We start from the raw sequence: 23,766 nt of genomic DNA, 5'->3' as shown, positions 1-23,766 counted from the left end.
CAACTGTTGCAATTAGTTGCGACGGGCGCTAGCATCTTTAATGCAACTGAGTGTTGCTGTAAGGCTGTTCTCTCGGATTGGTCAGACCGCGAATCCATTGGAGCCCTCGACCATGTCCCTCAACGCACCTGCGTACGGCGAAACCGACGTTCTCGTTGTCGGCGGCGGGCCCGTCGGCCTGACCAGTTCCCTGCTGCTGTCCGAACTGGGTGTTCGCCACATCGTCGCGGAACGGCGCGACGGTACGTCGCGGTTACCCAAAGCGCACTACCTCAACTCGCGCAGCATGGAGATCCTCGACTCGGTGGCCATGGCCGAGGGCGTGTACACGGCAGGGGCCGACCGCGCCGGCGGCATCGCCTGGTACACGAGCCTGGCCCCTGAGGGTGAGCTGGTGATGCGCCTGGACGCCTTCGGCAGCGGTACCCTCGCGGACGCCTACGCCGAAGCAAGCGCGTGCAGGAGCGGGAACCTGCCGCAAAAGCACCTCGAGCCGCGACTGCGCGGCGCGGCCGAGAAGCGGAACCCGGGCAAGGTGCGGTTCGAGCAGGAGGTCGTCTCGCTGCACGGTGACGAGGACGGCGTCAGCGCCACCATCCGCGCGGCCGACGGAACTATGAGCGAGGTCCGCGCCCGGTACGTGATAGCGGCTGACGGGGGCCGCACTGTCAGCGAGGCCGTCGGCATCCCGATGTCCGGGCTTCCGCCGCTGGGGCGGGCGGTCACGATCCACTTCGCCGCAGATCTCTCCACGATGCTGCGCGAGGACGACGACGCGTGGATCCGCTTGATCAACCGCGTTGCTCCCGACGGAACGATGCTGGAAGTCGCACTGGTCGCCATGGGGCCCACGCGCTGGGACCGGCACTGCGAGGAGTGGGTGCTCAACATCATCGGCCCGGTGGGCGCGACGACGGAGGCCGGCCCGGACGACGCGGCGGCAGCCGACACGATCCGTGACGTCCTGGACCTCCCCGGCCTCGCGGTGAAGGTCCTCGCGACGGGCGGCTGGACGGTCGAGAGCGTTCTGGCCGACCACTACCGCGCCGGGCGGGTGTTCCTGGTGGGGGACGCGGCTCACCGCTTTCCCCCGACCGGTGGTCTCGGGCTCAATACCGGCATGGGCGATGCCCACAACCTCGCCTGGAAACTGGCCGCGGTACTCAAGGGACAGTGCGCCGACGGCCTTCTGAACAGCTACGAACGCGAACGCCGCCCCGTCGCCGCCCGCAACATCGAATGGGCGATGCTCAGCGCGCTCAACCACCTCACCACGCCCCAGGCCGCCTGGGGCCTGATCAGCGGCGCTCCGGCCGCGCAGAACCTCGCCGCCTTCCAGGCGGTACTGGCCGAGGGAGCGGACGGCGCCTCGCGTCGCGCCCGACTGCGCGAGCTGCTGCACACGCTGCGCACCGAGTGGCAACACCACGACATCGAGCTCGGCTACCACTACCAGGACGGAGCCCTCCGTGAAGACGGGACACCGGCGCGGGAACGCGACCCGCTCGGGGTCCGCTACGCGCCCAGCGCCCGGCCAGGCGAACGCGCGCCGCACGCGTGGTTCGAGAACCACGAAGGGCGAACCAGCACACACCGACTGATCCGGCCGGGCCGGTTCCTGCTCCTGGCAGGCGAACACGGCACGGCCTGGCAGACAGCCGCGAACCGCCCCACACGGGCGGAGATCGACGCCCTCACCGTGGGCCGCGACCTGGTCTGCGACCGCGACTGGTTCGCCCTGTGCGAGATCAGCGACACCGGTGCGGTCCTCGTCCGACCCGACGGCCACGTCGCCATGCGCGCCGTCGACGACAAGAACGCCGACGCCCACCTCGACGAGGCGATCGCAGCGGTCTTCGGCGCTCGCTCCTGAGCGTCGTGCGACGCACACCCGCGCCGGCGCCTCCGCCCACCGCAGCCGTCGTGCCGTTCCCAAGCGCGCGATCCGCCGACTCCAGCTGCCCGTGCGCGCAAGAACACGACATACGAAAGGAACCACCCCGATGATCCACCACTGCGTCCGCCTGACCCTCAAGCCCGGAGTCGCGCCCGAGAAGCTCGAGGAGGCCCTGGAGAGCCTGCGCCACCAGGGCGAGGTCATCCCGTCCGTGCGGTCCTTCCTGGTCGGCCGCGACTTCGGCGGCGAGTACGAGTGGGGCGGCACCTACGTGATCGAGGACCTCGAGGGCTACTGGGAGTACCTCACCCACCCCGCTCACCGCCGCACCGACGAGCTCGGGCTGCCGCTGGTCGACAAGTTCGTGTCGTACGACGTCACCGACGACCCGGACCCGGACATGGGCGAGAAGATCTCAGCCCTGCACCGGCGCCGCTATGAGCGGGACCCCGAGCTGGCCAAGCTTGTCTCCGGACTGGGCGAGTACGAGGGCAGTGCCGCCCCGGGCCCTCACGGTTCCTGACACCTGACGACGGTTCCCACCCCGCAGCGGGTGGCCCGGCACCTTTGAGCTTCAGCCAGGAAACAGTGAGGTGTCCGGTCCGGGCAGGGCGCCGGTCAGGCCGGCGGGCAAAGACCCGCATGCCTCGGCCCGGCGCGACCGTGCGACAACCGGGCCCCCACGCCGCCGTCGGCCCCGGCCCCGGTGCCCCCGACAACACCCGGAGGAATCATGACCACCCCACCCGCACCACCGGCCGACGACCACATCGCCCGCGCCGTCGGTGCGCTGCGGGCCGCGATCCCCCCGCGGCGCGTGGCGACCTCGGGGCCTGTGTACGACGCGGCACGCGCCCTGTGGAACGGCGTGGTGGCACACCGGCCCGGGGCAGTCGTACGCGCTGAGCACTGCCATGACGTGCAAGCCGCGGTACGTACTGCCGTCGACTTCGGCCTGCCGCTGACGGTACGCGGCGGTGGCCACGACTGGGCCGGACGCGCCTTGGCGGACCGGGGCATCACCATCGACCTCTCCGGGATGCGGCACGTGAGCGTGGACCCCGATGCCCGGGTGGCGCAGGTGGGCGGCGGGGCCACGGCGTCGGACCTGGTCGCCGCCGCCGAGGAGCACCAGTTGGCCGCAGTCACCGGCACCTCGGGGGCGGTGGGAGTGGCAGGGCTGTCCCTGGCCGGTGGTTACGGGCCGCTCAGCGGCAAGTACGGCCTCGCCGCCGACAACATCCTCTCCCTCACCCTGGTGCTGGCCGACGGCTCCGTGGTGACCACGGCCGCCGACGACGAGCCGGAGCTGTTCTGGGCGGTCCGGGGCGGTGGCGGCAACTTCGGAGTGGTCACCGGCATGGAGATCCGGCTGCACCGTGTACCGGTGCTGCTCTCCGGCATGATCGTGTATCCATGGTCCGAGGCGCCGTCGGTGCTCGCCGCACTGGAGGACGTCCTACTCGGCGGACCGGACGAGCTGACCGTACAAACCGGCGTGGTCGCCGCCCCGGACCGCAACCCGGCGCTGTTCCTCGCCCCGACCTGGAGCGGCGACAGCAGCCAGAGCCGAGCGGACGGCGAGAAGGCGCTGGAGCGCCTGAGCGCACTCGGACGGCACCTCGTCGCACAGGTCGGCCAGGCCCGCATGTCCGAGGTCCTCGCGGGCACCGACGCCATGTTTCCGTTCGGGCGGCACGTCGCCGTCCGTACGCGTACCCTGCCCGGCCTCACCGCAGGCGTGCGCGCAGCGCTGCTCGCTGCCGGCGAAGCTCTTCCCACGCCGGCGTCGGCCATCGCCCTGCACAGCCTGCACGGTGCCGCCGCCCACGTGCCGGCCACTCACACCGCGTTCGCCAACCGGGCCCCGCATCTCGTAGCGGAGATCGTCGCGGCCTGGGAACCCGACGACGAGACCGCTCCCGGCCATCGTGCCTGGGCCGACACCCTCCACGCCGCGCTCGCCGTCGAGGCGCTCCCCGGCGGGTACCCCAACCTGCTCGGCCCCGCCGACTCCGGCCAGAGCGTCCACGCCTACGGCCCGAACACCCGCCGCCTGCTCGACGCCAAGCACCGGTACGACCCCGGCTACGTGTTCCACGCGACCCCACTCCCTCACTGATCGGCGACGGGCAGGCGGTCCTCTGCACGCTGCAGTGAGGTGAGGTGGACACACCCGTCGGCCGTGCCGGACGAGGGAGGGGCAAGGCGGGATTCCACGGCGGAGAGATCCGAGTCGAGGAAGCCGATGACCAGGGAAGAGCGGCTCGAACGAGAGCTGGCCAAAGCTCCGAAACCGGCGGCCGAGGATGTCTGGTGGGTGCTGAACAGGTTCGGCTTCCCGCCGGAACAGGTGGAGGCGGCCTACGAGGCGATGCTCCGGGAGAAGGGGGAAGACGCGCGGCGGCAGAGCGGCGCAGAGGCGGCCATGCGGAAGACACGCATTCAGGATCCCGGGGGTCAAGGGACCTCGTACATGTCCCGGGGCAGCGAGACGCCGGGCCGTGGCGCTGATTCTCACCCGGTCACCTATCTGGTGTCGCTGACACCTGACGTGGACCGCATCGTAGCCAGGCCGCCCTGACCACGAGGTGGACGGTGCCCGATCGATGGGGGAGGCACGAGCGAGGAGCGGCCCGGCGGCCTTGCTCCACGGCTCGCCCTGTGCGACAGCGGCCGCCCCTTCCGCACGGAGGGAATCGACCACGGGCGCGAGGAACGTTGTCCGCCAGTGCATGCCAGGTGCTCTGCCCCCCACTTGTCGATGGCTCGACCCCGGAGCCGCGTGTCCCCGGCCGCCGTGTCTCAGCAGCTCGGGCTCCGCCACGGTTCCAGGGTCGACGAGGGCCTGCGCCCAGGCGGCCAAACGGCTACGTATCAGCAGGTCAGCAGCGGTGGGGGCATCCTGCCTCGCATCCGCCGGCACTGCACAGGAATGAAGGCCGCGGTGTCCCGCACCCAGGCACTCGGGCTGCGGCTTCGACGGAAGTCCCGTCCTCGTCCTCCGAGGAGCCGCCCCGCTCATCACCCGAAACAGGAACCACGCGCCCGTCACGGAGCGTCCTCGTGTGCCCGACCACCGGGTGCTCGACGGGGGGACTCGCGTCGCTCGTCCACGGCCTCGGAGTCGGCGGCCGACCCGGTGTCCTCGGTCTCCTCACCATCCTCGGATGCGGAGGTCTCCGAGCCGCAGAACCTCGACTTCCAGGACGGCGCCCCGTGCTTTGCTGCAAGCTCGGATCAGTTGGTGGCTGCGCTGATGTGAGAAACAGAGCGTGGGCGTGAGGACCGGACGAGGGAGCGGCCACGAGGCCACGCTGCCTCAGGGACAGGTGCGCAGGCCGAGGCGCTCGTTCGGAGGAGCCGCCGGCATTGTCTGACGAGCCGTGACGGGGGTGCGGCGAGCCGCTGTTCCCCCGGCTGTGTGAGATTCCGTGAGACGTGAGAGGGTCTGAGCCGTGAGTGAGACACCGCCGAACACCCTGCAATACCGCTTTGACGGGCCAGAACACCTCCCGGTTCTGATCCTCGGCCCCTCACTGGGTACCACCTGGCACATGTGGGACCGCCAAGTGCCCGAGCTGGCGCAGCAATGGCGGGTCTTCCGGTACGACCTGCCGGGACACGGCGGCGCCCCGGCCCACCCGGGGGGATCCGTCGCCGACGTCACCACGCGGCTGCTGGCCACGCTCGACGAACTCGGTGTGCAGCGCTTCGGCTACGCCGGGTGCGCGTTCGGGGGCGCGGTCGGGATCGAGCTGGCCCTGCGCCACCCCGAGCGCCTGGCCTCGCTGGCGCTGATCGCCGCCTCGCCGCGCTTCGGGACCGCCGACGAGTTCCGCCAGCGCGGGGTGATCGTGCGGACCAACGGGCTCGACCCCATCGCCCGCACCTCGCCCGACCGCTGGTTCACCGGCGGGTTCGCCGCCGCCCAGCCGGCGATCACCGAGTGGGCCGTGCAGATGGTCCGCACCACCGACCCCGGCTGTTACATCGCCGCCTGCGAGGCCCTCGCCGCCTTCGACGTCCGGCACGAACTGGGTCACGTCGGCGTGCCCACCCTCGTCCTGGTCGGCTCGGACGACCAGGTCACCGGCCCCGCCGAGGCGCGCACCCTGGTCGCCGGCATCCCCGACGCCCGCCTCGCCGTGGTGCCCGGCGCCTCCCACCTGGTCCCGGTGGAGCAGCCCGCCGCCGTCACCGACCTGCTCGTACGCCACTTCACCACCGCCTGGCAGCCCGCCCCCGACGCCACCGGCCAGACCGTGCTCCCCGGTGTCCCCGGTGTCCCCGGTGTCCCCGGCAAGCCGGTGCCGGTCGCGGCGCCGCAGTCCGTGCCGGTGGCCGAGATCGCCCCGGCGGTCGCGCAGCCGCAGGCCGCCCAGGGCCGCCCCGACCCCTACGAGGCGGGGCTGAAGGTGCGCCGCGAGGTGCTCGGCGACGCGCACGTCGACCGGGTGCTGGCGGACGCCGACGACTTCGCCGGCGACTTCCAGGAACTCCTCACCCGGTACGCCTGGGGCGAGGTCTGGAACCGTCCGGGCCTGGACCGCCGTACCCGCAGCTGCGTCACCCTCACCGCCCTGGTCGCCGGCGGCCACGCCGAGGAGATCGCCCCGCATCTGCGGGCCGCCCTGCGCAACGGGCTGACCCCGGCCGAGATCAAGGAAGTGCTGCTCCAGGCGGCCGTCTACTGCGGCATCCCCGCGGCGGACCGCGCCTTCCGGATCGCCCAGCAGGTGGTACGGGAGGAGACGACCCCCTCGGAGTGAGCCCCGGAGCGAGCCGAGGAGCGAGCCCCGGTGCGAGCCCCGGAGTGACCCGCACCGCCCCCGGGGCCAGGATGGAATCATGAAGCTGACCAAGAAGTCCCACTCCTGCGTCCGCCTGGAGCAGGACGGGCAGACGCTCGTCCTCGACCCCGGAGGGTTCAGCGAGGAGGACGCGGCCCTCGGCGCGGACGCCGTCCTCATCACGCACGAGCACCCCGACCACTTCGACGAGCTGCGGCTGCGCGCCGCGATGGAGATCAACCCGGCCGCCCAGGTCTACACCCTGCGCGCGGTCGCGGAGAAGATCTCGTCCGCGTTCCCGGGCCGGGTGCACACCGTGGGCCACGGCGACACCTTCACCGCGGCCGGGTTCGACGTCCAGGTCCACGGCGAGCTGCACGCGGTGATCCACCCGGACATCCCGCGCATCACCAACATCGGCTTCCTCGTCGAGGGCGGCCGGCTCTTCCACCCCGGGGACGCCCTCACCGTCCCCGACCACCCGGTCGAGACCCTGATGCTCCCCGTGATGGCTCCCTGGAGCAAGATCTCCGAGGTCATCGACTACGTCCGTGAGGTCCGCCCGCAGCGCGCCTACGACATCCACGACGCCCTGCTCACCGACCTCGCCCGCCCGGTCTACGACCGTCAGATCGGCGAGCTGGGCGGCGCCGAGCACCTGCGGCTGGCGGCCGGGGAGGCCACCGTCCTGTGAGTGTCAGACCCGGCCGGTAGGTTGTGGGGCATGCGTATCGCGACCTGGAACGTCAACTCGATCACCGCCCGCCTGCCGAGGCTGCTGGCCTGGCTGGAGAGCAGCGGCACCGATGTGCTCTGCCTCCAGGAGGCCAAGGTGGCCGAGGACCAGTTCCCGTTCGAGCCCCTGCGGGAGGCGGGCTACGAGGCCGCCGTGCACGCCACCGGCCGGTGGAACGGCGTGGCGGTGCTCAGCCGCGTCGGCCTGGAGGACGTGGTCAAGGGGTTGCCCGGCGACCCCGGCTACGACGGCGTCCAGGAGCCCCGCGCCGTCTCCGCGACCTGCGGCCCGGTCCGTGTCTGGTCGGTGTACGTGCCCAACGGCCGCGAGGTCGACCACCCGCACTACGCGTACAAGCTCCAGTGGTTCGAGGCCCTGCGCGCGGCCGTCGAGGGCGACGCGGGCGGCAGCCGCCCGTTCGCGGTCATGGGGGACTACAACGTGGCGCCGACCGACGACGACGTCTACGACCGTGCCGCCTTCGAGGGCGCCACCCACGTCACCCCCGCCGAGCGCGCCGCACTCGCCTCGCTGCGCGGCGCCGGGCTGTCGGACGTCGTCCCCCGCCCGCTGAAGTACGACCACCCGTACACGTACTGGGACTACCGCCAGCTCTGCTTCCCGAAGAACCGCGGCATGCGCATCGACCTGGTGTACGGCAACGAGCCGTTCGCGAAGGCGGTCACCGACTCCTACGTGGACCGCGAGGAGCGCAAGGGCAAGGGCGCCTCCGACCACGCCCCGGTCGTGGTCGACCTCGACGTCTAGCCCACCGGTCCTACGGGACCAGCAGCCGCAGGTCCACCGAGTCGGCCAGCGCCTTCAGGCCCGCGTCCCCGGGGTGCAGATGGTCGCCGCTGTCGTAGGCGGGCAGCATCCGCGCCGGGTCGGCCGGGTCGCGCAGTACGGCGTCGAAGTCGAGCACGGCGTCGAAGGCGCCGGAGTCGCGGATCCAGGCGTTGACCTCGGTCCGCTCGGCGTCGACGGCGGCGCTGCACCCCGTCCGGCCGCCGCACGGCACGATCGTCGCCGCCAGCGTCCGAAGGCCGGCGGCGCGCGCCCGGTCCGCCAGCTCGCGCAGCCCCGCGGCCAGCGTCCCGGCGTCCGTGCCCGCCAGCAGGTCGTTGACGCCCTCGAACACCACCGCCGTGCGCACCGAGGGCTGGGCGGCCACGTCGCGGTCGAAGCGGTGCGGGGCGCTCACCCCGGCCTGGTCGGTGGAGACCCCGTCGCCGGGGTAGCGGTCGGTGACGACACGGTTGCCGGAGATCCCGTGGTTGAGCACCCCGTACCGGGGCACCGCGTCCTGCGCCCGCAGCCGGCCGGCCAGCACATCGGGCCACCGCCGGTTCGCGTCCACGGTCGACCGGTCGCCGTCGGTGATCGAGTCCCCGAGCAGCACCACCGACCCCGGCCCGCCGCCGACGTCCACCCCGGCCAGCAGCGGCCAGGACGTCAGCGTCGAGGTGTACGCCCCGCCCGGCTCCTCCGCCGCGTGGTCGCCCGGTTCGCTCAGGTACGACCGCTGCACCGCGAGCCGGTGGACGGGCGCCGCCGTCACCGGGCCCGGCAGGTGGAAGCTCACCAGCAGATCGGCGCCCGCGGGCACCGCGAAGGCCAGCGGATCGCTGTACGCCTGCGCCCCCGCCGGGATCTCCACGCCACCCGCGCCGTCGAACGACAGCCGCGCCGGCGTCCCCCGCGCCGCCGCGCCGGACGCCCGCACCGCCACCGTCGCGCCGCCGATCCGTACCGGCGCCGCCGCGAAGGTGTTGTCGAACCGCACCCGCACCCGCGTCCCGCCCACCGAGGTGTGCACCACCAACCGCAGCGTCCGGTCCGTCCACGGACCCACCGTCGGGTAGCCGGACGTGGAGGCCGCCCACGTACCCGTCCAGTCCCGTCCGGCGTCCCGCACCGCCAGCGCGAAGACGTGCAGGTCCCGCGCGTACGGCAGCCGTACCGAGGCCACCTCGCGCTCCGCCGCCAGCGGCACGGTCACCACGTACAGCCGGGCCCGCTCGGCGATCCGGCCGGACGGTGTGCTGACGTGCGGCAGCGCCACCGCCTTGGTGGCGAGCGGGCCGGTGCGCCAGTCGGGGGAGGTGAGGCGGAACGCCGACCGGGTGCCGTCCGCGTACGCCACCTCGCCCGCTCCGCCCGCCTCGTCGCCGCCGGTGGCCGCCACCAGGAAGGCGAGCGCGTCGCCGCGTCCGGTGACCCGCACCTCCTGCCCGTTCGCCCGTACGTTGTCCGGTTCGCCCGGTGCCCGCGCGGGCCACCGCAGCGGCGCCCCCAGCACGGTGAGCGTGCGGCCCGGAGTCCAGCCCGCGGCGGCCAGGTCCCCGGCCGACAGGGAGGCACCCGAGCCGTCGAAGTCCGCCTCGCCGGGGCGGGCGTCGTCGCTGACGGCCGTGTTGTCGAAGTACCGTTCCAGCGGCAGCGGCGCGGCGGCGCGCGCCGGGGCGCCCGGTGACAGGACCGCCAGCAGGACGAACACGACCGCGGAACCGCGGACCCCTCGGCGCACGGCGGCTCCTCCCCCTCGACGGACGGAACGCGAAGGTAGGAAGACACCCGGCGCGCGTCAACGCGCCGTGCCGCGCGGGCCCGTCATGTCACCCGTAAGCCGTACCCGCGCGCCTGTGGTGCGTACGGCGGTGCGAATGACACGCTGGAGACATGAACATCCCCTTCCTGGGCAAGAGGCACGCGGATCCGGGGACTCGTGACCCGGAGGGCATCGCCGGCCTGCTCGCCGAGTGCGAACTGCTGCGGTCCCAGGCGTCCCGGGAGGGCGTCGGGCTGGACGACTCCCCGGCCTCGCTGGAGCGGCTCGACCAGCTCGTGCCGCGCTGGCGGGACGACGAGGAGATCCTGCCCTGGCTGGGCAACGACGCCGGGCTGTACCTGGGCACCGTCATCGTGCGCACCGTGCCGGGTGCCGCCTGGGGGTTCCGGGCGGACGGCCAGCCCGTCGTGCGGCTCGTCTCCGGCCGGGAGTTCGACGTGGTGGCCTCCGGCCAGGAGTGGGCCGCCAGCGGCGCGCCCGAGCTGTCGCAGTCGTACGCCGAGGTCGCCGAGGAGTGAACACCCCGCCCCGGCAACGGCCTTGAGCCCGCCATGACCATGGCATCGAGCCCGCCACAACAATGACCTTAAATACGGCTAATGCCCGAAAAGTGCGTGTCGGGTGCGGGGTGCCTCCCCGGCCGGATACGTTGCGGCAGCAGCCAGGACACAGCTGAGGAAAAGGGCTGGAATGGTCGTCGATCCAGTGATCGAGTCGAGTGACGTCAGGACAGGCCCGGGGGAGAGGGCCTCGGGCAGCGGAGGGCGCGCGAGTCCCGTCCTCCGGCACATCGGGCAACCGGCCTGACCCGGCCGCGGGAACACCCCTCCGGACGCCGGCCCCGTCCGGTGCCAGCCGCAGATCACTCCTCGTGCCGGACGCGAGGGGAAGGTCAGCTGCGCGCCGGCCGGGCGGCGGAGCGGCCCGCACGGATCGCTCGGGGCCCGGCGCCGGACACCCCGTCCGGCGCCGGGCCCCGAGGCGTGCGGGGCGGATTCAGGAGGCCCGGCGGGAGGTGCGCGGCGCCGGCGCCGGGACCGGCAGCGGGCTCGTCGCGGCCCGCGTCACGTCCCCCACCAACTCGACCACGTCCGGCCCGTACGCGTGCGAGTTGACCACCTTGAGCAGCAGGACGAACGTGCCGTTGCCGTGTCTGCGGGCCAGCCGGTCGTGGTTGCGGGCGAGATAGCGGGTGGCGGCCTGGTGGGCGATCGCCCGCTGCCCGCAGAAGAGGAACGCCGGACGCGTCTCCCGCCGGTCGCCGGCGGTGAGCCGGGCCAGCAGCACGTACTCGGTCACGCCCGGGTCCATGCGGTAGCGCTCGCCGCCGATCTGGAAGGCACCGCGGTCCGGACCCGGCTCCGGGTCCACGTTGACCCGCACCCCCGGCAGCATCGCCGCCATGTGGGCCGTCATCCGCCGGTTCGGACGCGTTCCAGGGGGCCCATCTTGAACTCAACTTCACGGCAAGGGCCTGACCTGCGTTAATGCGAGGCCCTCGCTTTGGTGGGGCTTCTGCAGCGAGGCGGGAATGCATGCGGTTGCGGCAGTTGCTGCTCCCACTGCCGCAACCGAAGGGCCGTTGACGAGACGCTGATGCGTGTACTGGTGGAGTCGGGCTGGATCGCTTGTCACACTGATCCCGTGATTTCTCTGCGCCTGCGGGATGTTGCCTGTGCCGTCGTCGGCTTCCCGAAACAACTAAATGAATTCAGCTACCTCGCCTGGTAAAGGCGCAGTTCAGCAAGTGTCGACCCCGCGCCCGCGGGGATGCTCCGACCAGGACGGCAGCTTCGAGGGCCTCGCCTGCGTCGACCCCGCGCCCGCGGGGATGCTCCGCGGCTGGAGACCACCCTCGGCTGGGACGGCGAGTCGACCCCGCGCCCGCGGGGATGCTCCGCGGGCGACGATCTCGGCGAAGTCGACCAGGTCGTCGACCCCGCGCCCGCGGGGATGCTCCGTCATCTGCCCCGACTGCCACGCCGAAATCGGCGTCGACCCCGCGCCCGCGGGGATGCTCCCTACGTCAGCATCACCCCCAGCGGGATCATGCGGTCGACCCCGCGCCCGCGGGGACGCTCCCCCGTACGGAGGTGCGGGCAGTGACGCACGGCCGTCGACCCCGCGCCCGCGGGGATGCTCCGGCGTCAAGAGCGCTGAAGCGATCCTCGCCCTGGTCGACCCCGCGCCCGCGGGGATGCTCCGGAGGAGGTGGCCGCCGTCCGCGCCGAGGGCGGGTCGACCCCGCGCCCGCGGGGATGCTCCGTACACGGATCAGTCGACATCGCCGGAGGTTCAGTCGACCCCGCGCCCGCGGGGATGCTCCCGTGAGAGAGGAGTCGGCTGCCGAGTCGTCACCGTCGACCCCGCGCTCGCGGGGATGCTCCGTTCGGTGGCGAGGTCCCGCAGCACCGACCGCTGTCGACCCCGCGCCCGCGGGGATGCTCCCTGGGGGACCGGCCTCAAGGGCAGCCCCGAGTTGTCGACCCCGCGCCCGCGGGGATGCTCCCCTGAACAAGGTGACTCTCAGCCGACGGTACTGGTCGACCCCGCGCCCGCGGGGATGCTCCGACCGCCATGAGAGGCCCTGGTTCCGCGCGCCCGTCGACCCCGCGCCCGCGGGGATGCTCCCCGAACAGGACGCTGCATGAGCCCCGGCCGCCGGTCGACCCCGCGCCCGCGGGGATGCTCCGCTGGCCGAGTGGCGGGCGTATGAGCAGATCGCGTCGACCCCGCGCCCGCGGGGATGCTCCGTTCTGGGGCAACGGCGACCCGATGATGCAGCTGTCGACCCCGCGCCCGCGGGGATGCTCCGGCGCACAACAGCGCCCGGGCGACGGCGGCGTCGTCGACCCGCGCCCGCGGGGATGCTCCGGCCGGGGAGGTGTCGGCATGAGCGTCCTGGTGGTCGACCCCGCGCCCGCGGGGATGCTCCGCCGATCCGGGACGTGGAGACCGCCGTCCGTGAGTCGACCCCGCGCCCGCGGGGATGCTCCGGGCCGCTGGGGCGGTACGCCGCTGAAGTTGGCAGTCGACCCCGCGCCCGCGGGGATGCTCCGCGCATCTACTACGTCGTCAGCGCCGACTGGGAGTCGACCCCGCGCCCGCGGGGATGCTCCGTGGCTTTCGAGGTTGGTGGAGTCGCGCCAGTAGTCGACCCCGCGCCCGCGGGGATGCTCCGGTGAGGAACGCGCGCTCGACGGAGGCTGCCCAGTCGACCGCGCGCCCCGCGGGGACACTCCTACCGCAGTGGCTCCCTGGTGGCCTGAAGAACCTGGGAATGTTTTGGAAGGAGGCGGTCAGACAAGCACCGAGTCGTGGTTGCCGCGCTCCAACAAGTGATGGTGCACGGGTGTCTCCGCAGCTCACAACGTGTTGTCAGTGGTGGGTACTACATTCTGGCGCTCAGTTGGGTTGAGGGGTGGGGGCATGGTGGACCTTGGGAAGCTGGGCCAGCGTTACGACCTGTTCGTCGTGCGGGCTTTGGAGACTTTGTGGGGGAAGTCTCGGGAGCGGGCTGGGGGGCGTACGAATCTTCTGCTGGCGCATCTCTTGGACACCGCGGCGGTGGCGGAGCTGCTCTGGGACGGATTTCTCGCGCGTTCGACGAGGTCGGTGCTGGATGACATCGCGGGCGGGCCGGGACGCGGGCGGCGGTTGTTCGCTTGGTTGTGCGGTGTACACGATTGGGGAAAAGCGACGCCCGTGCATCAGCGGTTGTGGCCGGAGGGTGCGGAAGCTGTGCGTCGGGCGGGGCTGACGTGGGTGGAGGCGGCTGCGGTGGCGGGGGTGAAGCGTCAGAAGCGGTGGCGTCATGACTGGGCCGGCGGGCTGATGGCGCGGGAGCTGCTGGCGGAAGCCGGTTGGGATGCGGAGCAGTTGGACTGGATGTGGCCGTTGATCGCCGGTCACCATGGCGCCTTTCCTTCTCTGAGGGACGTACAGGAGCCTGGGCCGGCGAAGGGTCAGTTGCGGGGGAGGGGAGCGTGGCGTGATGTTCAGCGCGCGGTGCTCGATGTGTTCACTCGTGAGGTCGGGTTCGAGGCGCTTGATGGGGTGGAACCTGCGGTGGTTCCGTCCCGGGCGTTGCAGTTGCAGCTCAGCGGTCTGGTCGTCATGGCGGACTGGATTGCGAGTGATGAGCGCTTCTTCGTGGGGCTCGATGATCTCCGTCTGGTGAGTATGGACGCTTCGCGCGAGCGTGCGGCGTCGGCGTGGGAGGCTCTGGGGCTGCGGGGAGGGTGGGGGGTTTTGGGCGTGCCGGGGCCGGAGGCGTTCCGGGACCGGTTTGGGTATGCGCCGCGGCCTTCGCAGGCGATGGTGATCGACGTGGTCCGCCGTATGGGCGGTCCCGGCATCGTGGTGGTCGAAGCGCCGATGGGTGAGGGCAAGACGGAAGCTGCCCAGGCTGCGGCCGAGGTATTGGCGGCCAGGTTCGGTGCGGACGGTGTGTTCGTGGGAATGCCGACGCAGGCGACCAGCGATCCCATGTTCACCCGCACCCGCCAGTGGGTGCGGGCGATCGACGGGCGGTTTGCCTCCCGGGTGGTGCTGCTGCACGGGAAGAGAGCGTTCAACCGGGAGTGGAAGGCGCTGCTGGAGAGTGCGGAAGCGTATGCGGAGGAACTGTTCTGCGGCGTCGATGAGTTCGGGCTGGTTGATGATCCGTACGGCATCGAGTCGGAGGCGCGCGGCACGCCGGAGCGGCAGGCTCCTGCGGAGTGGTTTCTGGGGCCCAAGCGGGGGCTGCTGGCCCCTTTCGTCGTCGGTACGGTCGATCAGCTCCTGTATGCGGCTACCCGCACCCGGCATGTGATGCTGCGGATGGCGGGGCTGGCCGGCAAAGTCGTGGTTCTGGACGAGGTGCACGCGTGCGACGTGTACATGAGCCAGTTTCTGTGCGAGGCGCTGCGCTGGCTGGGCCAGGCGGGGGCGCCGGTGATCGTTTTGTCGGCGACGCTGGCCCCCGCGCAGCGTCAGGCACTTGTCGAGGCGTATCTGGCGGGTGCGGCGTCACGTGAGGAGTTGCGTGTCGAAGTACCAGCGCCGTCTGGTTATCCCAGTGTCACGGCTGCATGGCTGCCGGGCACGGGGGAGCCGCGATTTCATGTGGATGCGGTGGGCAGCTGGCGCGCGGACCTCGGTGTGGCGGTGCACGTCGTGCCTGAGGCTGTGCCCGGTGCGCGGTCCTCGCGCCAGGAGCGGGAGCGGTTGCAGGGCGAAGCGGATGCGCGTGTAGGAGACCTGCTGGCGAGTGAGCTCGTCGACGGAGGGACCGCGCTCGTCATCCGGAATTCTGTTGCCCGGGCGCAGAGTCTCTATGAGGAATTGCGGGGCCGGTTCGGTGCTGACGAGGTGCGGCTGCTGCATGCTCGTTTCACGGTGGCGCGGCGTGCCGACCTGACGGAGGAGAGTCTGCGGCTGCTGGGACCGAGGACGCCCCGGCCCCGTGGCGGCCGGCTGATCCTGGTGGCGACTCAGCTCGCCGAGCAGTCCTTTGACGTCGACGCCGACCTGCTGGTCACAGACCTGGCTCCCGTTGATCTCTTGTTGCAGCGCGCGGGACGGTTGCACCGGCACCAGGACACGTGGCGCCCGGACCGGCTGCGCGCGCCGCGTGTTTTCGTGACAGGTTTCGAACCCCGCGAGGGACGCGAACCGGCGTTCGCCTTCGCCAGCGAGAAGATCTACGGCCGTCATCTGCTGTTGCGGACCGCTGCGGTACTTCATGGTGCGGGCGGGGTGTGGTCCGTACCGTCAGACGTGCCCGCTCTGGTGGAGACGGTGTACAGGGCGGATACGCCGCTGCTGCCCGATGCCTGGAGGCACGCCGGTGAGGCCGCCCGCCAGGAGCAGGAAGAGCGCGACCGTGCCCGCGCCGAAGAGGCACGGCAGTACCTGTTGACTCCGCGCGGTGAGCACGAGCGGCGGACCTTGGCGGGCCTGCACTACGGCGGGTCCACCGCGGGAAGCGACGAGTCCTCCTTGCAGGCGGCGGTCCGCGACGGGGACGAGTCCGTCGAGGTCGTCCTCGTGGTGCAGGGAAAGGACGATGCGGTCTTCCGGACACTGGCCGGGCGTGCCTTGAGCGTCAACGGTGACGTGGCCCCGGACGTACTGGATGAGGTGCTGGGCTCGGTGGTGCGGTTGTCGGCGAAGTTCACCGAGGCCGCTGCGGAACTGAAACCGCTGCCCGGGTGGCACGGACATCCGTGGCTGCGCCGGAGCCGTGCTCTGGTGCTGGATTCGTCGGGCAGGGCCAGGCTGGGGGAGGCCACAGTGTCCTACGACGACGAGTTCGGGCTCCGGCAGGTGTAGCGGTCCGTGCCGGCTGTGCCCGGCCGGGGGCGGGGTCCCAAAGGGGGGAGCCGCCGGGGCGGTGCCCGGCGGCTCGGTTGCCCCGCGCAGCGCGGGGTCGATGTGATTCCCGGTGCACTGTGCAAACACAGAAGGGGATCATCCCCGTCGGCCGACGGGTCGCCGGTCGGGGTCAACAGCCGGATTCTCGCACCTGGTTGTGGAGAAAGCCCGTACACGCTCAACGGCCGCTGCTAGCTTAAACAAAGAAGATTCCTTGAGGGGGGAACTGGTGACTGACGACTTTTCGCTGACGGAGGAGCCCTGGTTGTGCTTGCCGTCGGCCAGGGGAGGCCCGGCGCGGGAACACTCGTTGCGTACGGCACTGCTGGATGCGCACGAGTTCGGTGACTTGGTGGTGGAGGTTCCCACGCAGCGTCCGGCCGTGCTAAGGCAGGTTCTGCTGGCTGTGGTCCTCGACGCCTTGGGGCGACCGGCCGATGAACGTGAGTGGATGAGCTGGTTCTCGGCGGGCCGGTGGTCGCCGGAGCAGCGGACACGGCTTGAGAGCTATCTCGACGCGCATGGCGCGCTGTTCGACCTCTTCGATCCCGTGCAGCCCTTCGCGCAGGTCGCCGGGCTGCACACCGCGAAAGGTGAGACGAAGAACGCCGGACTGATCGTCGCGACTGCTGCCACGGGCAATAACGTGCCGCTGTTCGCTTCCCGTACGGAGGGTGATGTCTTCTCGCTGAGCCCGGCGCAGGCGGCGCACTGGCTGCTGCACACGCAGTGCTGGGACACCGCAGCGATCAAGACCGGTGCGGTGGGCGACCCGAAAGCCAAGGTGGGCAAGACGACCGGCAATCCTACCGGGCCGCTCGGTCAGATGGGCGTCACTCTGTTGGCCGGTACGACGCTGTTCGAGACCCTGTTGCTGAACCTTCCCGTCGGGGCGCCGCCGACCTCGGCCGACCTGCCGCAGTGGAGGAGGAGGGAGCCCGCAGATCCACGCTCGGCCGGTACCCCGGCGTGGCAGGAGCGGGTTCCCGAAGGGCTCCTGGACCTGTGGACCTGGCAGTCCCGCCGGATCCGGCTGTTCGCGGAAACGACCGATGAGGGGCTGCGGGTGACGCGTGTTCTGGTCGCTGCTGGGGACCGGATGCCGCACACGCCCGAGACCGAGCCGCACACCATGTGGCGCCTGGAGCCGACCGGGGGACGCGGCACGGGTAAAGGCAAGGCAGGCGCCGCCCCGCCGCGCCGTCCGCTGCGGCTGCAGCCCGGAAAGGCCGCGTGGCGAGGGCTCGATGCGCTCCTGGCGCCGGAGCGGCAGTCGCGGGAGGCCGGGCAGACGACGAGCGGATTCGCCACGAGCAAGCTCCTGGACCAGGCCGGCGCTCTGGCCCTAGACCTCGGCGAGTCCTATCCGCTGCGCGTGGAACTCACCGGTGTCGCCTACGGCAATCAGTCGGCCGTCATCGACGACGTGATGTTCGACGCCCTGCCCCTCCCGCTGGCCGCGCTCGAAACCGACAGCGACGTCCGTTCCGCCGTCCTCGAAGTAGCGGAACAGGCCGAGCAGTTGGCCACTGCCGTCAACTACCTGTCGGCCGATCTGCGCCGAGCTCTGGGCACCGAACCTATCCCCTGGGACAAGGGACAGCGCACTGGCGAGCTCGTGCTGCACGCCCTGGACCCCCTGGTGCGTCGGTTGCTGGCGGGGATGCGGGGCGTGGAGGACCTGGAACGCATCGAGGCCGGACAGCTCGCCTGGGAGCAGCTCGCCTGGCGTCGCAGCTGGGAAGTCGCTGACCGTCTTCTGCAGGCGGTGCCCGTCGGAGCGTTCGTGGGAAGAAGTGTCTCCCAGGGCGAGGGGAAGCCCGAGCGGACGCACCGGGTCTCGCTGGCCGAGGCATCGTTCCTCAAGCGCCGTGCGGAGATCCTCCACCGGGCAGCCGCCGTCCGGCGGGACACCCTGGCCCCTGTCGGCCAGTAGGTGACCGGGCGCCGCACGAGGCGCTTGCCGCCCTCGGCCCGGGCCGGGGGTATCCGTCCATGCCCTTCGAGGCGTCCATACCACACCTTTTGTGACACAGCGTCCCTCATCACGTCTGGACACGGTCATGACCGAAGAACACCCCACCAAGCAGCGCATCTGGCACCGTTATATCGCCGCGGACGGCACCTGGCGCCGCAAGAGCGGCACTGCTGCCACGCAGCGCCCGCCCGGAGAGGACCTCGCTGTTCTGCGCCGGGGTCTGGGCCGCCCTGCCGGCACAGTGCTGGAGATGTTCCCGTTCTACACCTGCCCAGTCGACGACTTCGCCGCCCGTCGGGGGGAAGTCTCGACCGAGCAGGAGGCCGAGCACATCGCGCTCGCCCTCTACGGGCTGCACCAGCAGAGCCAGGACACGCCAATGCATCGTGACGGCGTCAGCCTCGGCCGGGCCATGCTCGAACTGCGGCGCCACGACCGCACCAGTGAGGAGGCCGTCGACTCCCGCTTCCAGCAGGCGTTCTCCGCAACATCGACGGCAGCACTGCAAACGCGCCTGCGCGGCCTGGTCACCCAGCTCAAAGGCATCAAACAGCCCCTCGACTACAACCGCCTGATCGACGACATCCACGACTGGGACCGGCCCGAGTCCCGCTCCCGCGTGCGCCGCCGCTGGGGCCTGGACTACTACGGCTGGACCCAGCAGCCAGCGACCTCCCGATCCGGCCGCTGAGCCCCGCGCACCCGACATCCACCAGACCGCGGCGGTTCCGCCCACATCGGCGCAGACCGCAGACCGCAGACCGCAGACCGCAGCAGACCGTGCGATCACCGTCTCACTCTCACGAACCGGAGCAACCCACATGCCCCAGCGCTTGTACGTCGACGTACACATCGTTCAAAGCGTCCCGCCCGCCAACCTCAACCGAGACGACCAGGGCAACCCCAAAGAGGCCATCTACGGCGGAGTCCGCCGCTCCAGGGTCTCCTCCCAGGCATGGAAGCGAGCGACCCGCCGGCACTGCGACACCCAGGCCGCCGAGCCTGACCGGGCCACCCGCACCAAGCGCATCACCGGCGAACTCACCAGCCGTATCCGCCGGAACACTGGCCTGGACCGCGAGGCGGCCGACCGGATCGCCGCAGCCCTGCTTGCACAGCTCGGCCTGAGCCAGGGCAAGAAGGCCGGTGACACCGCGTACCTCCTCTTCTACGGCAACGCCCAGCTCGACACGGTGGCCGACCTCGTGACAGACCGCGCCGCCGACCTCGCCGTGCTGGAGGAGAAGGCACTCACCGACGCGGTCAAGGAACTGCCCGTCGCGGAAGCCTTCCAGACCGGACACCCCGTTGGCGTCGCCCTGTTCGGCCGTATGGTTGCCGACATCCCCAAACTCAACGTCGACGCCGCTGTTCAGGTGGCCCACGCGCTGTCCACCCACGAGACGCAACTGGAGTTCGACTACTTCACCGCCGTCGACGACCAGAACGAACGGGACGAGACCGGCGCCGGAATGATCGGCACCATCGGCTTCAACTCCGCCACTCTCTACCGCTACGCCACCGTCGGCCTCACCCAGCTCACCGACAACCTCGGCGGCGACACCGCAGCCGCCCTCGACGCCCTTGACGCCTTCATCGACAGCTTCGCTCTCTCCGTGCCCACCGGCTACCAGAACTCCTTCGCGCACCGGACCAGGCCCAGCCTCGTCGCGGTGGTCGTCCGCACCGACCAGCCCGTCAACCTGGTCTCCGCCTTCGAAGAGCCCGTGCCGGCGGAAGCCGGCGTCCAGGCCACCTCTGCCCGCCGCCTCGCCGAGGAGTACCTCACCGCCACTCAGGTCTGGGGCGACACCCCCCTCTACGCAGCGGCCAGCCACACCTTCACCACCCGCGAACCCCGCACCAAGGACACCGCCGAAACCCTCACCCAGGCGTTCGGTGAATCCGTCCCCTTCGCAGACCTGCGCACCACCCTGCGCTCCCGCATCAGCACCGCCCTGGGGGAACAGGCGTGACAGCCTCCGACCCCACGGCCGTCCTCCTCCTGCGGCTCGCCGCACCGCTCCAGTCCTGGGGCGACCGCAGCACCTTCAACCGGCGCGAAACCCGGCCTGAACCCACCAAGTCCGGAGTCGTGGGCCTGCTCGCCGCAGCCGCCGGGCGCCCGCGGCACGCAGCTCTGGACGATCTCGCCGGGCTGGGACTCGGTATCCGCATCGACCAGCCCGGCAGCCTCCTGCGTGACTACCACACCGTCAGCGACTACCGCGGCCAGCCGCTCCTGGCCGCCGCCGTGACCGCCAAGGGCCGGCAAAAACCCACCTCACCGGCCAAGCACACCCACATCACCCAGCGCTTCTACCTCCAGGACGCCATCTTCCTCGCAGCCGTCGAAGGCCCTCAAGAGCTCATCACCACCCTCGAACACGCCGTACGCCACCCCGCCTTCCCCCTCGCCCTGGGCCGCCGCTCGTGCGTACCCGCACAGCCCCTGGTCCTGGGACAGCGCCCCGGCTGTCTTCAGGACGTCCTGCGCGCGGAGCCCTGGCAGGCATCCCCCGCTGTACGCAGACGGTGGGGACACGAGAACGGCAACGCCGCCCACGTCGACCTGCCGGCCACCCTCGACGACCCGGCCGGAGAGGACGTCCGCGACGACGTTCCCCTGTCGTTCGCCCCCACCAGCCGGACCTACACCACCCGCCGCGTCCGGCACACCTACCTCGCCGCCCCCACCGGCCTCACACCCGATCCCGACCGGCCCCCGACCACCGGAGGCCACGACCCCTTCGCCCTCCTGGGCTGGTGACCTCTCATGCCCTACCTCTCCCGTATCCGCATCAACCCCCTGCGCGCCGCAAGCCGCACCCTTCTCGCCAGCCCCCGGGCCATGCACGCCGCCGTCCAAGGGGGCCTGCCCGGCCTGCCCGACCAAGCCCGCACCCTGTGGCGGCTCGACGGGGACAACCCCCACCGGCCGCACCTGTTCGTCCTCACCACCGACAAACCGGACTGGACTCACCTCGTCGAACAGGCAGGGTGGCCAGACGCCGACGGCGAGCACTACGCCGTACGCGACTACACCCCCCTCCTCCAGCAACTGGCCACCGGCCGCCGCTTCGCCTTCCGTCTGACCGCCAACCCCGTCCAGAACACCAACAGGCCCGACAAACCCACCCTGCGCCAACAGGAACGCCTCGACGCCGGCCAGCGGCGCAGCTTCCGCCTCGGCCACCGCACCGCAACGGCTCAGCTCAACTGGTTCCTCACCCGCACCGAACGCTGGGGCTTCGACATCCCTTCCGCCTCCCACCTCGACACGACCCGCACCGCGGACGGCGAACCACCCCGAGATGTCCGCATCACCACCCGCCGACGCCGTGCCTTCGGCAAAGGCTCCCTCACCGCCAAGGAAGCCCAGGTCGTCATGCACGCGGTGACTTTCGAAGGGAGTCTGCGCGTCACCGACCCGGCCCGGCTCACCGAACGCCTGCTGGCCGGCATCGGCCCGACCAAGGCGTACGGCTGCGGCCTGCTCACCCTCGCCCCGCTCGCCGAAAGGGCATGAACACCTGTGCCCGACATCTGGTGGAAAGCCGACCCTCAGGACCTGCACCGCCTCGTCGACCGCGTCTCCAGCGTCTACGTCGAACGCAGCCACCTGGACCGCGACGAGAACGCTGTCGTCATCATCAACAAACAGCAGACCGTTCGGGTCCCCGCCGCCATGGTGGCCGTCATGCTGCTCGGTCCCGGCACCCGCGTCACCCACGGAGCCATCCGCCTGCTCGCCGACTCCGGCACCACCGTGTGCTGGGTCGGCGAACAAGGCGTCCGCATGTACGCGGCCGGCCTCGGCCCCAGCCGTGGCGCCGGCCTCCTGCACCGCCAGGCATGGCTCGTCACCCGCCCCAAGGAACGCCTCGCTGTCGCCCGCGCCATGTACAGCATGCGCTTCCCCGGCGAAGACGTCTCCGCCCTCACCATGCAGCAACTCCGCGGCCGTGAAGGCACTCGGGTCCGCAAGATCTACCGAGCCCAGGCAGAGCGGACCGGTGTCCCCTGGAACGGCCGCGTCTACAAAGCCGGCGACGCCTTCGCCGCAGGCGACGACCTCAACCGCCTCCTGTCCGCCGCCAACGCCGCCCTCTACGGCATCTGCCACGCCGTTATCACCGGACTCGGCGCCAGCCCCGGACTCGGCTTCGTCCACACCGGCAAAGCCACCTCCTTCGTCCTGGACATCGCAGACCTGTACAAGGCCGAATACACCATCCCGCTCGCCTTTGACCTCACCGCACAAGAACTCACCGAGGAACGCGACGCCCGACTCGGCCTCCGTGACCTCATCGCCCGCGACAAACTCCTCACCCGCATCGTCACCGATGTCAAAAGCCTGCTCACACCGGAGGGCACAGACTTCGAAGACACCGAAGCCAACCTCCTCTGGGACGAACACGTCGGTGCGGTGGCGGGCGGCACCAACTACGCCACTGAAGCAGACCTTTCGGTACACGGTATGACCGAGAACCACATCGCGATCATCGGGCCCGATCTCGCCGACACCGAGACCACCTCATGACCGTCATCATCCTCGTCGCCGCCCCGGAAGGACTCCGCGGCCACCTCACCCGATGGATGGTTGAAGCCAGCGCCGGCGTGTTCGTCGGCAACCCCAGCCGCCGTATCCGCGACCGCCTCTGGGAACTTCTGGCCACCCGCATCGGCGACGGCCAGGCCATCCTTATCGAACCCGCCTCCAACGAACAGGGATGGGCCGTACGCACCGCAGGCCGCGACCGCTGGCAGCCCGTCGACTTCGACGGGCTCATCCTCTCCGCCCGCCCCAAGAAGCAACCGAATGAAAACAGCCGCCCCGCCCGGTAAAACCCCAGGTCAGGAAGTGTCGACCCCGCGCCTGCGGGGATGCTCCCGATCGAGCGGGCGAGAGGTCACGCACCTGGTCGTCGACCCCGCGCCTGCGGGGATGCTCCCGGATGGACTTCCCGACGATGACGCCCCCATGGGTCGACCCCGCGCCTGCGGGGATGCTCCGTCACCCACGGAGAGAACGGCTGGCACTGCCACGTCGACCCCGCGCCTGCGGGGATGCTCCTGTTCTCGCCGATGACCGTGCGACCGGCTCGGTGTCGACCCCGCGCCTGCGGGGATGCTCCGAGGCCGCGGCGCTGCTCGCGGGAGAGCGACGCGTCGACCCCGCGCCTGCGGGGATGCTCCGAACGACGGGGGCGAGGGGCGTGGGCTCGGGCAGTCGACCCCGCGCCTGCGGGGATGCTCCGCGGATCGGGAGAGTATGTGTACTCAGATTGACGTCGACCCCGCGCCTGCGGGGATGCTCCGTCCTTCGCCATGCCCGTCTTGACCATCTGCCCGTCGACCCCGCGCCTGCGGGGATGCTCCGGTCCTCTGACCGGGAGGGCAGCATGCAGCACCGTCGACCCCGCGCCT

General features: G+C 71.2%; 17 protein-coding genes, 1 pseudogene and 2 CRISPR repeat arrays. Of the genes and pseudogenes, 16 read left to right on the top strand and 2 right to left on the bottom strand.

Annotated features, from left to right (window positions below; all coding sequences use genetic code 11):
- The first annotated feature begins 112 nt into the window (after positions 1–112).
- From J7I94_RS34065 to J7I94_RS34035, 7 genes are all read left to right on the top strand, one after another.
- Positions 113–1,873: an FAD-dependent monooxygenase gene (locus tag J7I94_RS34065; protein ID WP_215173574.1), complete on the top strand. Its 1,761-nt coding sequence runs from the start codon at positions 113–115 to the stop codon at positions 1,871–1,873.
- Between the two features lie 130 nt (positions 1,874–2,003).
- The gene (locus J7I94_RS34060; protein WP_215173572.1) at positions 2,004–2,420 is read left to right on the top strand and encodes a Dabb family protein; all 417 of its coding nucleotides are present in this window, start codon (positions 2,004–2,006) and stop codon (positions 2,418–2,420) included.
- 210 nt (positions 2,421–2,630) lie between these two features.
- Positions 2,631–4,019, top strand: a complete 1,389-nt coding sequence (locus tag J7I94_RS34055) for an FAD-binding oxidoreductase (RefSeq protein WP_215173570.1) — start codon at positions 2,631–2,633, stop codon at positions 4,017–4,019.
- 126 nt (positions 4,020–4,145) lie between these two features.
- Positions 4,146–4,481, top strand: coding sequence for a hypothetical protein (locus tag J7I94_RS34050; protein WP_215173568.1), 336 nt, complete (start codon positions 4,146–4,148; stop codon positions 4,479–4,481).
- Between the two features lie 874 nt (positions 4,482–5,355).
- On the top strand, positions 5,356–6,669 hold the full coding sequence (gene pcaC, locus J7I94_RS34045) for a 4-carboxymuconolactone decarboxylase (RefSeq protein WP_215173559.1): 1,314 nt from the start codon (positions 5,356–5,358) through the stop codon (positions 6,667–6,669).
- 79 nt (positions 6,670–6,748) lie between these two features.
- Positions 6,749–7,384 carry an MBL fold metallo-hydrolase gene (locus J7I94_RS34040; RefSeq protein ID WP_215173557.1) on the top strand — a complete coding sequence of 212 codons (636 nt, stop codon included), beginning with the start codon at positions 6,749–6,751 and terminating at the stop codon, positions 7,382–7,384.
- Between the two features lie 30 nt (positions 7,385–7,414).
- Positions 7,415–8,194: an exodeoxyribonuclease III gene (locus J7I94_RS34035; RefSeq protein WP_215173555.1), complete on the top strand. Its 780-nt coding sequence runs from the start codon at positions 7,415–7,417 to the stop codon at positions 8,192–8,194.
- A gap of 10 nt (positions 8,195–8,204) precedes the next feature.
- On the opposite strand, the gene J7I94_RS34030 is transcribed toward J7I94_RS34035, so the two are convergent.
- Complete coding sequence (locus tag J7I94_RS34030; protein WP_215173553.1) at positions 8,205–9,956, bottom strand: SGNH/GDSL hydrolase family protein; 1,752 nt, start codon at positions 9,954–9,956, stop codon at positions 8,205–8,207.
- Positions 9,957–10,108: 152 nt separating this feature from the next.
- Here J7I94_RS34030 and J7I94_RS34025 point away from each other — a divergent pair, with 152 nt between their 5' ends.
- Entirely contained in the window at positions 10,109–10,516 is a 408-nt protein-coding gene (locus J7I94_RS34025; protein ID WP_215173551.1) for a DUF6278 family protein, read from the top strand.
- Positions 10,517–10,994: 478 nt separating this feature from the next.
- Here J7I94_RS34025 and J7I94_RS34020 read toward each other — a convergent pair.
- Positions 10,995–11,444, bottom strand: a pseudogene (locus J7I94_RS34020) (hypothetical protein); the annotation flags it as partial.
- Between the two features lie 303 nt (positions 11,445–11,747).
- A CRISPR array of direct repeats spans positions 11,748–13,240; the repeat unit is 28 nt; unit sequence GTCGACCCCGCGCCCGCGGGGATGCTCC.
- Between the two features lie 187 nt (positions 13,241–13,427).
- Here J7I94_RS34020 and cas3 point away from each other — a divergent pair.
- The 8 genes from cas3 to cas2e all read left to right on the top strand — a co-directional run bounded on the left by cas3 (position 13,428) and on the right by cas2e (position 23,184).
- Positions 13,428–16,316: a CRISPR-associated helicase Cas3' gene (cas3, locus tag J7I94_RS34015; RefSeq protein ID WP_215173549.1), complete on the top strand. Its 2,889-nt coding sequence runs from the start codon at positions 13,428–13,430 to the stop codon at positions 16,314–16,316.
- Positions 16,317–16,587: 271 nt separating this feature from the next.
- Entirely contained in the window at positions 16,588–18,294 is a 1,707-nt protein-coding gene (casA, locus tag J7I94_RS34010) for a type I-E CRISPR-associated protein Cse1/CasA (RefSeq protein ID WP_215173547.1), read from the top strand.
- Between the two features lie 127 nt (positions 18,295–18,421).
- Positions 18,422–19,027, top strand: a complete 606-nt coding sequence (gene casB, locus J7I94_RS34005; protein ID WP_215173545.1) for a type I-E CRISPR-associated protein Cse2/CasB — start codon at positions 18,422–18,424, stop codon at positions 19,025–19,027.
- A 130-nt stretch (positions 19,028–19,157) separates the two neighbouring features.
- Positions 19,158–20,312, top strand: coding sequence for a type I-E CRISPR-associated protein Cas7/Cse4/CasC (gene cas7e, locus J7I94_RS34000; protein WP_215173543.1), 1,155 nt, complete (start codon positions 19,158–19,160; stop codon positions 20,310–20,312).
- Positions 20,309–21,106 (top strand): type I-E CRISPR-associated protein Cas5/CasD, encoded by a 798-nt coding sequence (gene cas5e / locus J7I94_RS33995; protein ID WP_215173541.1) that lies wholly within the window; start codon positions 20,309–20,311, stop codon positions 21,104–21,106. The genes cas7e and cas5e overlap by 4 nt, the downstream gene beginning before the upstream one ends.
- A 6-nt stretch (positions 21,107–21,112) precedes the next feature.
- On the top strand, positions 21,113–21,865 hold the full coding sequence (gene cas6e / locus J7I94_RS33990) for a type I-E CRISPR-associated protein Cas6/Cse3/CasE (protein WP_215173539.1): 753 nt from the start codon (positions 21,113–21,115) through the stop codon (positions 21,863–21,865).
- Between the two features lie 6 nt (positions 21,866–21,871).
- Positions 21,872–22,879: a type I-E CRISPR-associated endonuclease Cas1e gene (gene cas1e / locus J7I94_RS33985; RefSeq protein ID WP_215173537.1), complete on the top strand. Its 1,008-nt coding sequence runs from the start codon at positions 21,872–21,874 to the stop codon at positions 22,877–22,879.
- Entirely contained in the window at positions 22,876–23,184 is a 309-nt protein-coding gene (cas2e, locus tag J7I94_RS33980) for a type I-E CRISPR-associated endoribonuclease Cas2e (RefSeq protein ID WP_215173536.1), read from the top strand. The genes cas1e and cas2e overlap by 4 nt, the downstream gene beginning before the upstream one ends.
- A gap of 18 nt (positions 23,185–23,202) precedes the next feature.
- Positions 23,203–23,718: direct repeats of the CRISPR family, unit length 28 nt; unit sequence GTCGACCCCGCGCCTGCGGGGATGCTCC.
- Positions 23,719–23,766: the final 48 nt, after the last annotated feature.

It is taken from the genome of Streptomyces sp. ISL-12 (assembly GCF_018614415.1).
Lineage (GTDB): Bacteria > Actinomycetota > Actinomycetes > Streptomycetales > Streptomycetaceae > Streptomyces.
Note: the sequence above shows the minus strand (reverse complement) of the source record. Positions and strands in the feature narration are given on the sequence as shown.

Excerpts from the sequence above, each read along its gene's own strand:
- J7I94_RS34025 (WP_215173551.1), top strand. The coding sequence starts at position 10,109 with ATGAACATCCCCTTCCTGGGCAAGAGGCACGCGGATCCGGGGACTCGT.
- J7I94_RS34065 (WP_215173574.1), top strand. The coding sequence starts at position 113 with ATGTCCCTCAACGCACCTGCGTACGGCGAAACCGACGTTCTCGTTGTC.
- J7I94_RS34050 (WP_215173568.1), top strand. The coding sequence starts at position 4,146 with ATGACCAGGGAAGAGCGGCTCGAACGAGAGCTGGCCAAAGCTCCGAAA.
- J7I94_RS34060 (WP_215173572.1), top strand. The coding sequence starts at position 2,004 with ATGATCCACCACTGCGTCCGCCTGACCCTCAAGCCCGGAGTCGCGCCC.
- casB (WP_215173545.1), top strand. The coding sequence starts at position 18,422 with ATGACCGAAGAACACCCCACCAAGCAGCGCATCTGGCACCGTTATATC.
- J7I94_RS34040 (WP_215173557.1), top strand. The coding sequence starts at position 6,749 with ATGAAGCTGACCAAGAAGTCCCACTCCTGCGTCCGCCTGGAGCAGGAC.
- cas3 (WP_215173549.1), top strand. The coding sequence starts at position 13,428 with ATGGTGGACCTTGGGAAGCTGGGCCAGCGTTACGACCTGTTCGTCGTG.
- J7I94_RS34035 (WP_215173555.1), top strand. The coding sequence starts at position 7,415 with ATGCGTATCGCGACCTGGAACGTCAACTCGATCACCGCCCGCCTGCCG.
- J7I94_RS34055 (WP_215173570.1), top strand. The coding sequence starts at position 2,631 with ATGACCACCCCACCCGCACCACCGGCCGACGACCACATCGCCCGCGCC.
- cas7e (WP_215173543.1), top strand. The coding sequence starts at position 19,158 with ATGCCCCAGCGCTTGTACGTCGACGTACACATCGTTCAAAGCGTCCCG.
- cas2e (WP_215173536.1), top strand. The coding sequence starts at position 22,876 with ATGACCGTCATCATCCTCGTCGCCGCCCCGGAAGGACTCCGCGGCCAC.
- cas6e (WP_215173539.1), top strand. The coding sequence starts at position 21,113 with ATGCCCTACCTCTCCCGTATCCGCATCAACCCCCTGCGCGCCGCAAGC.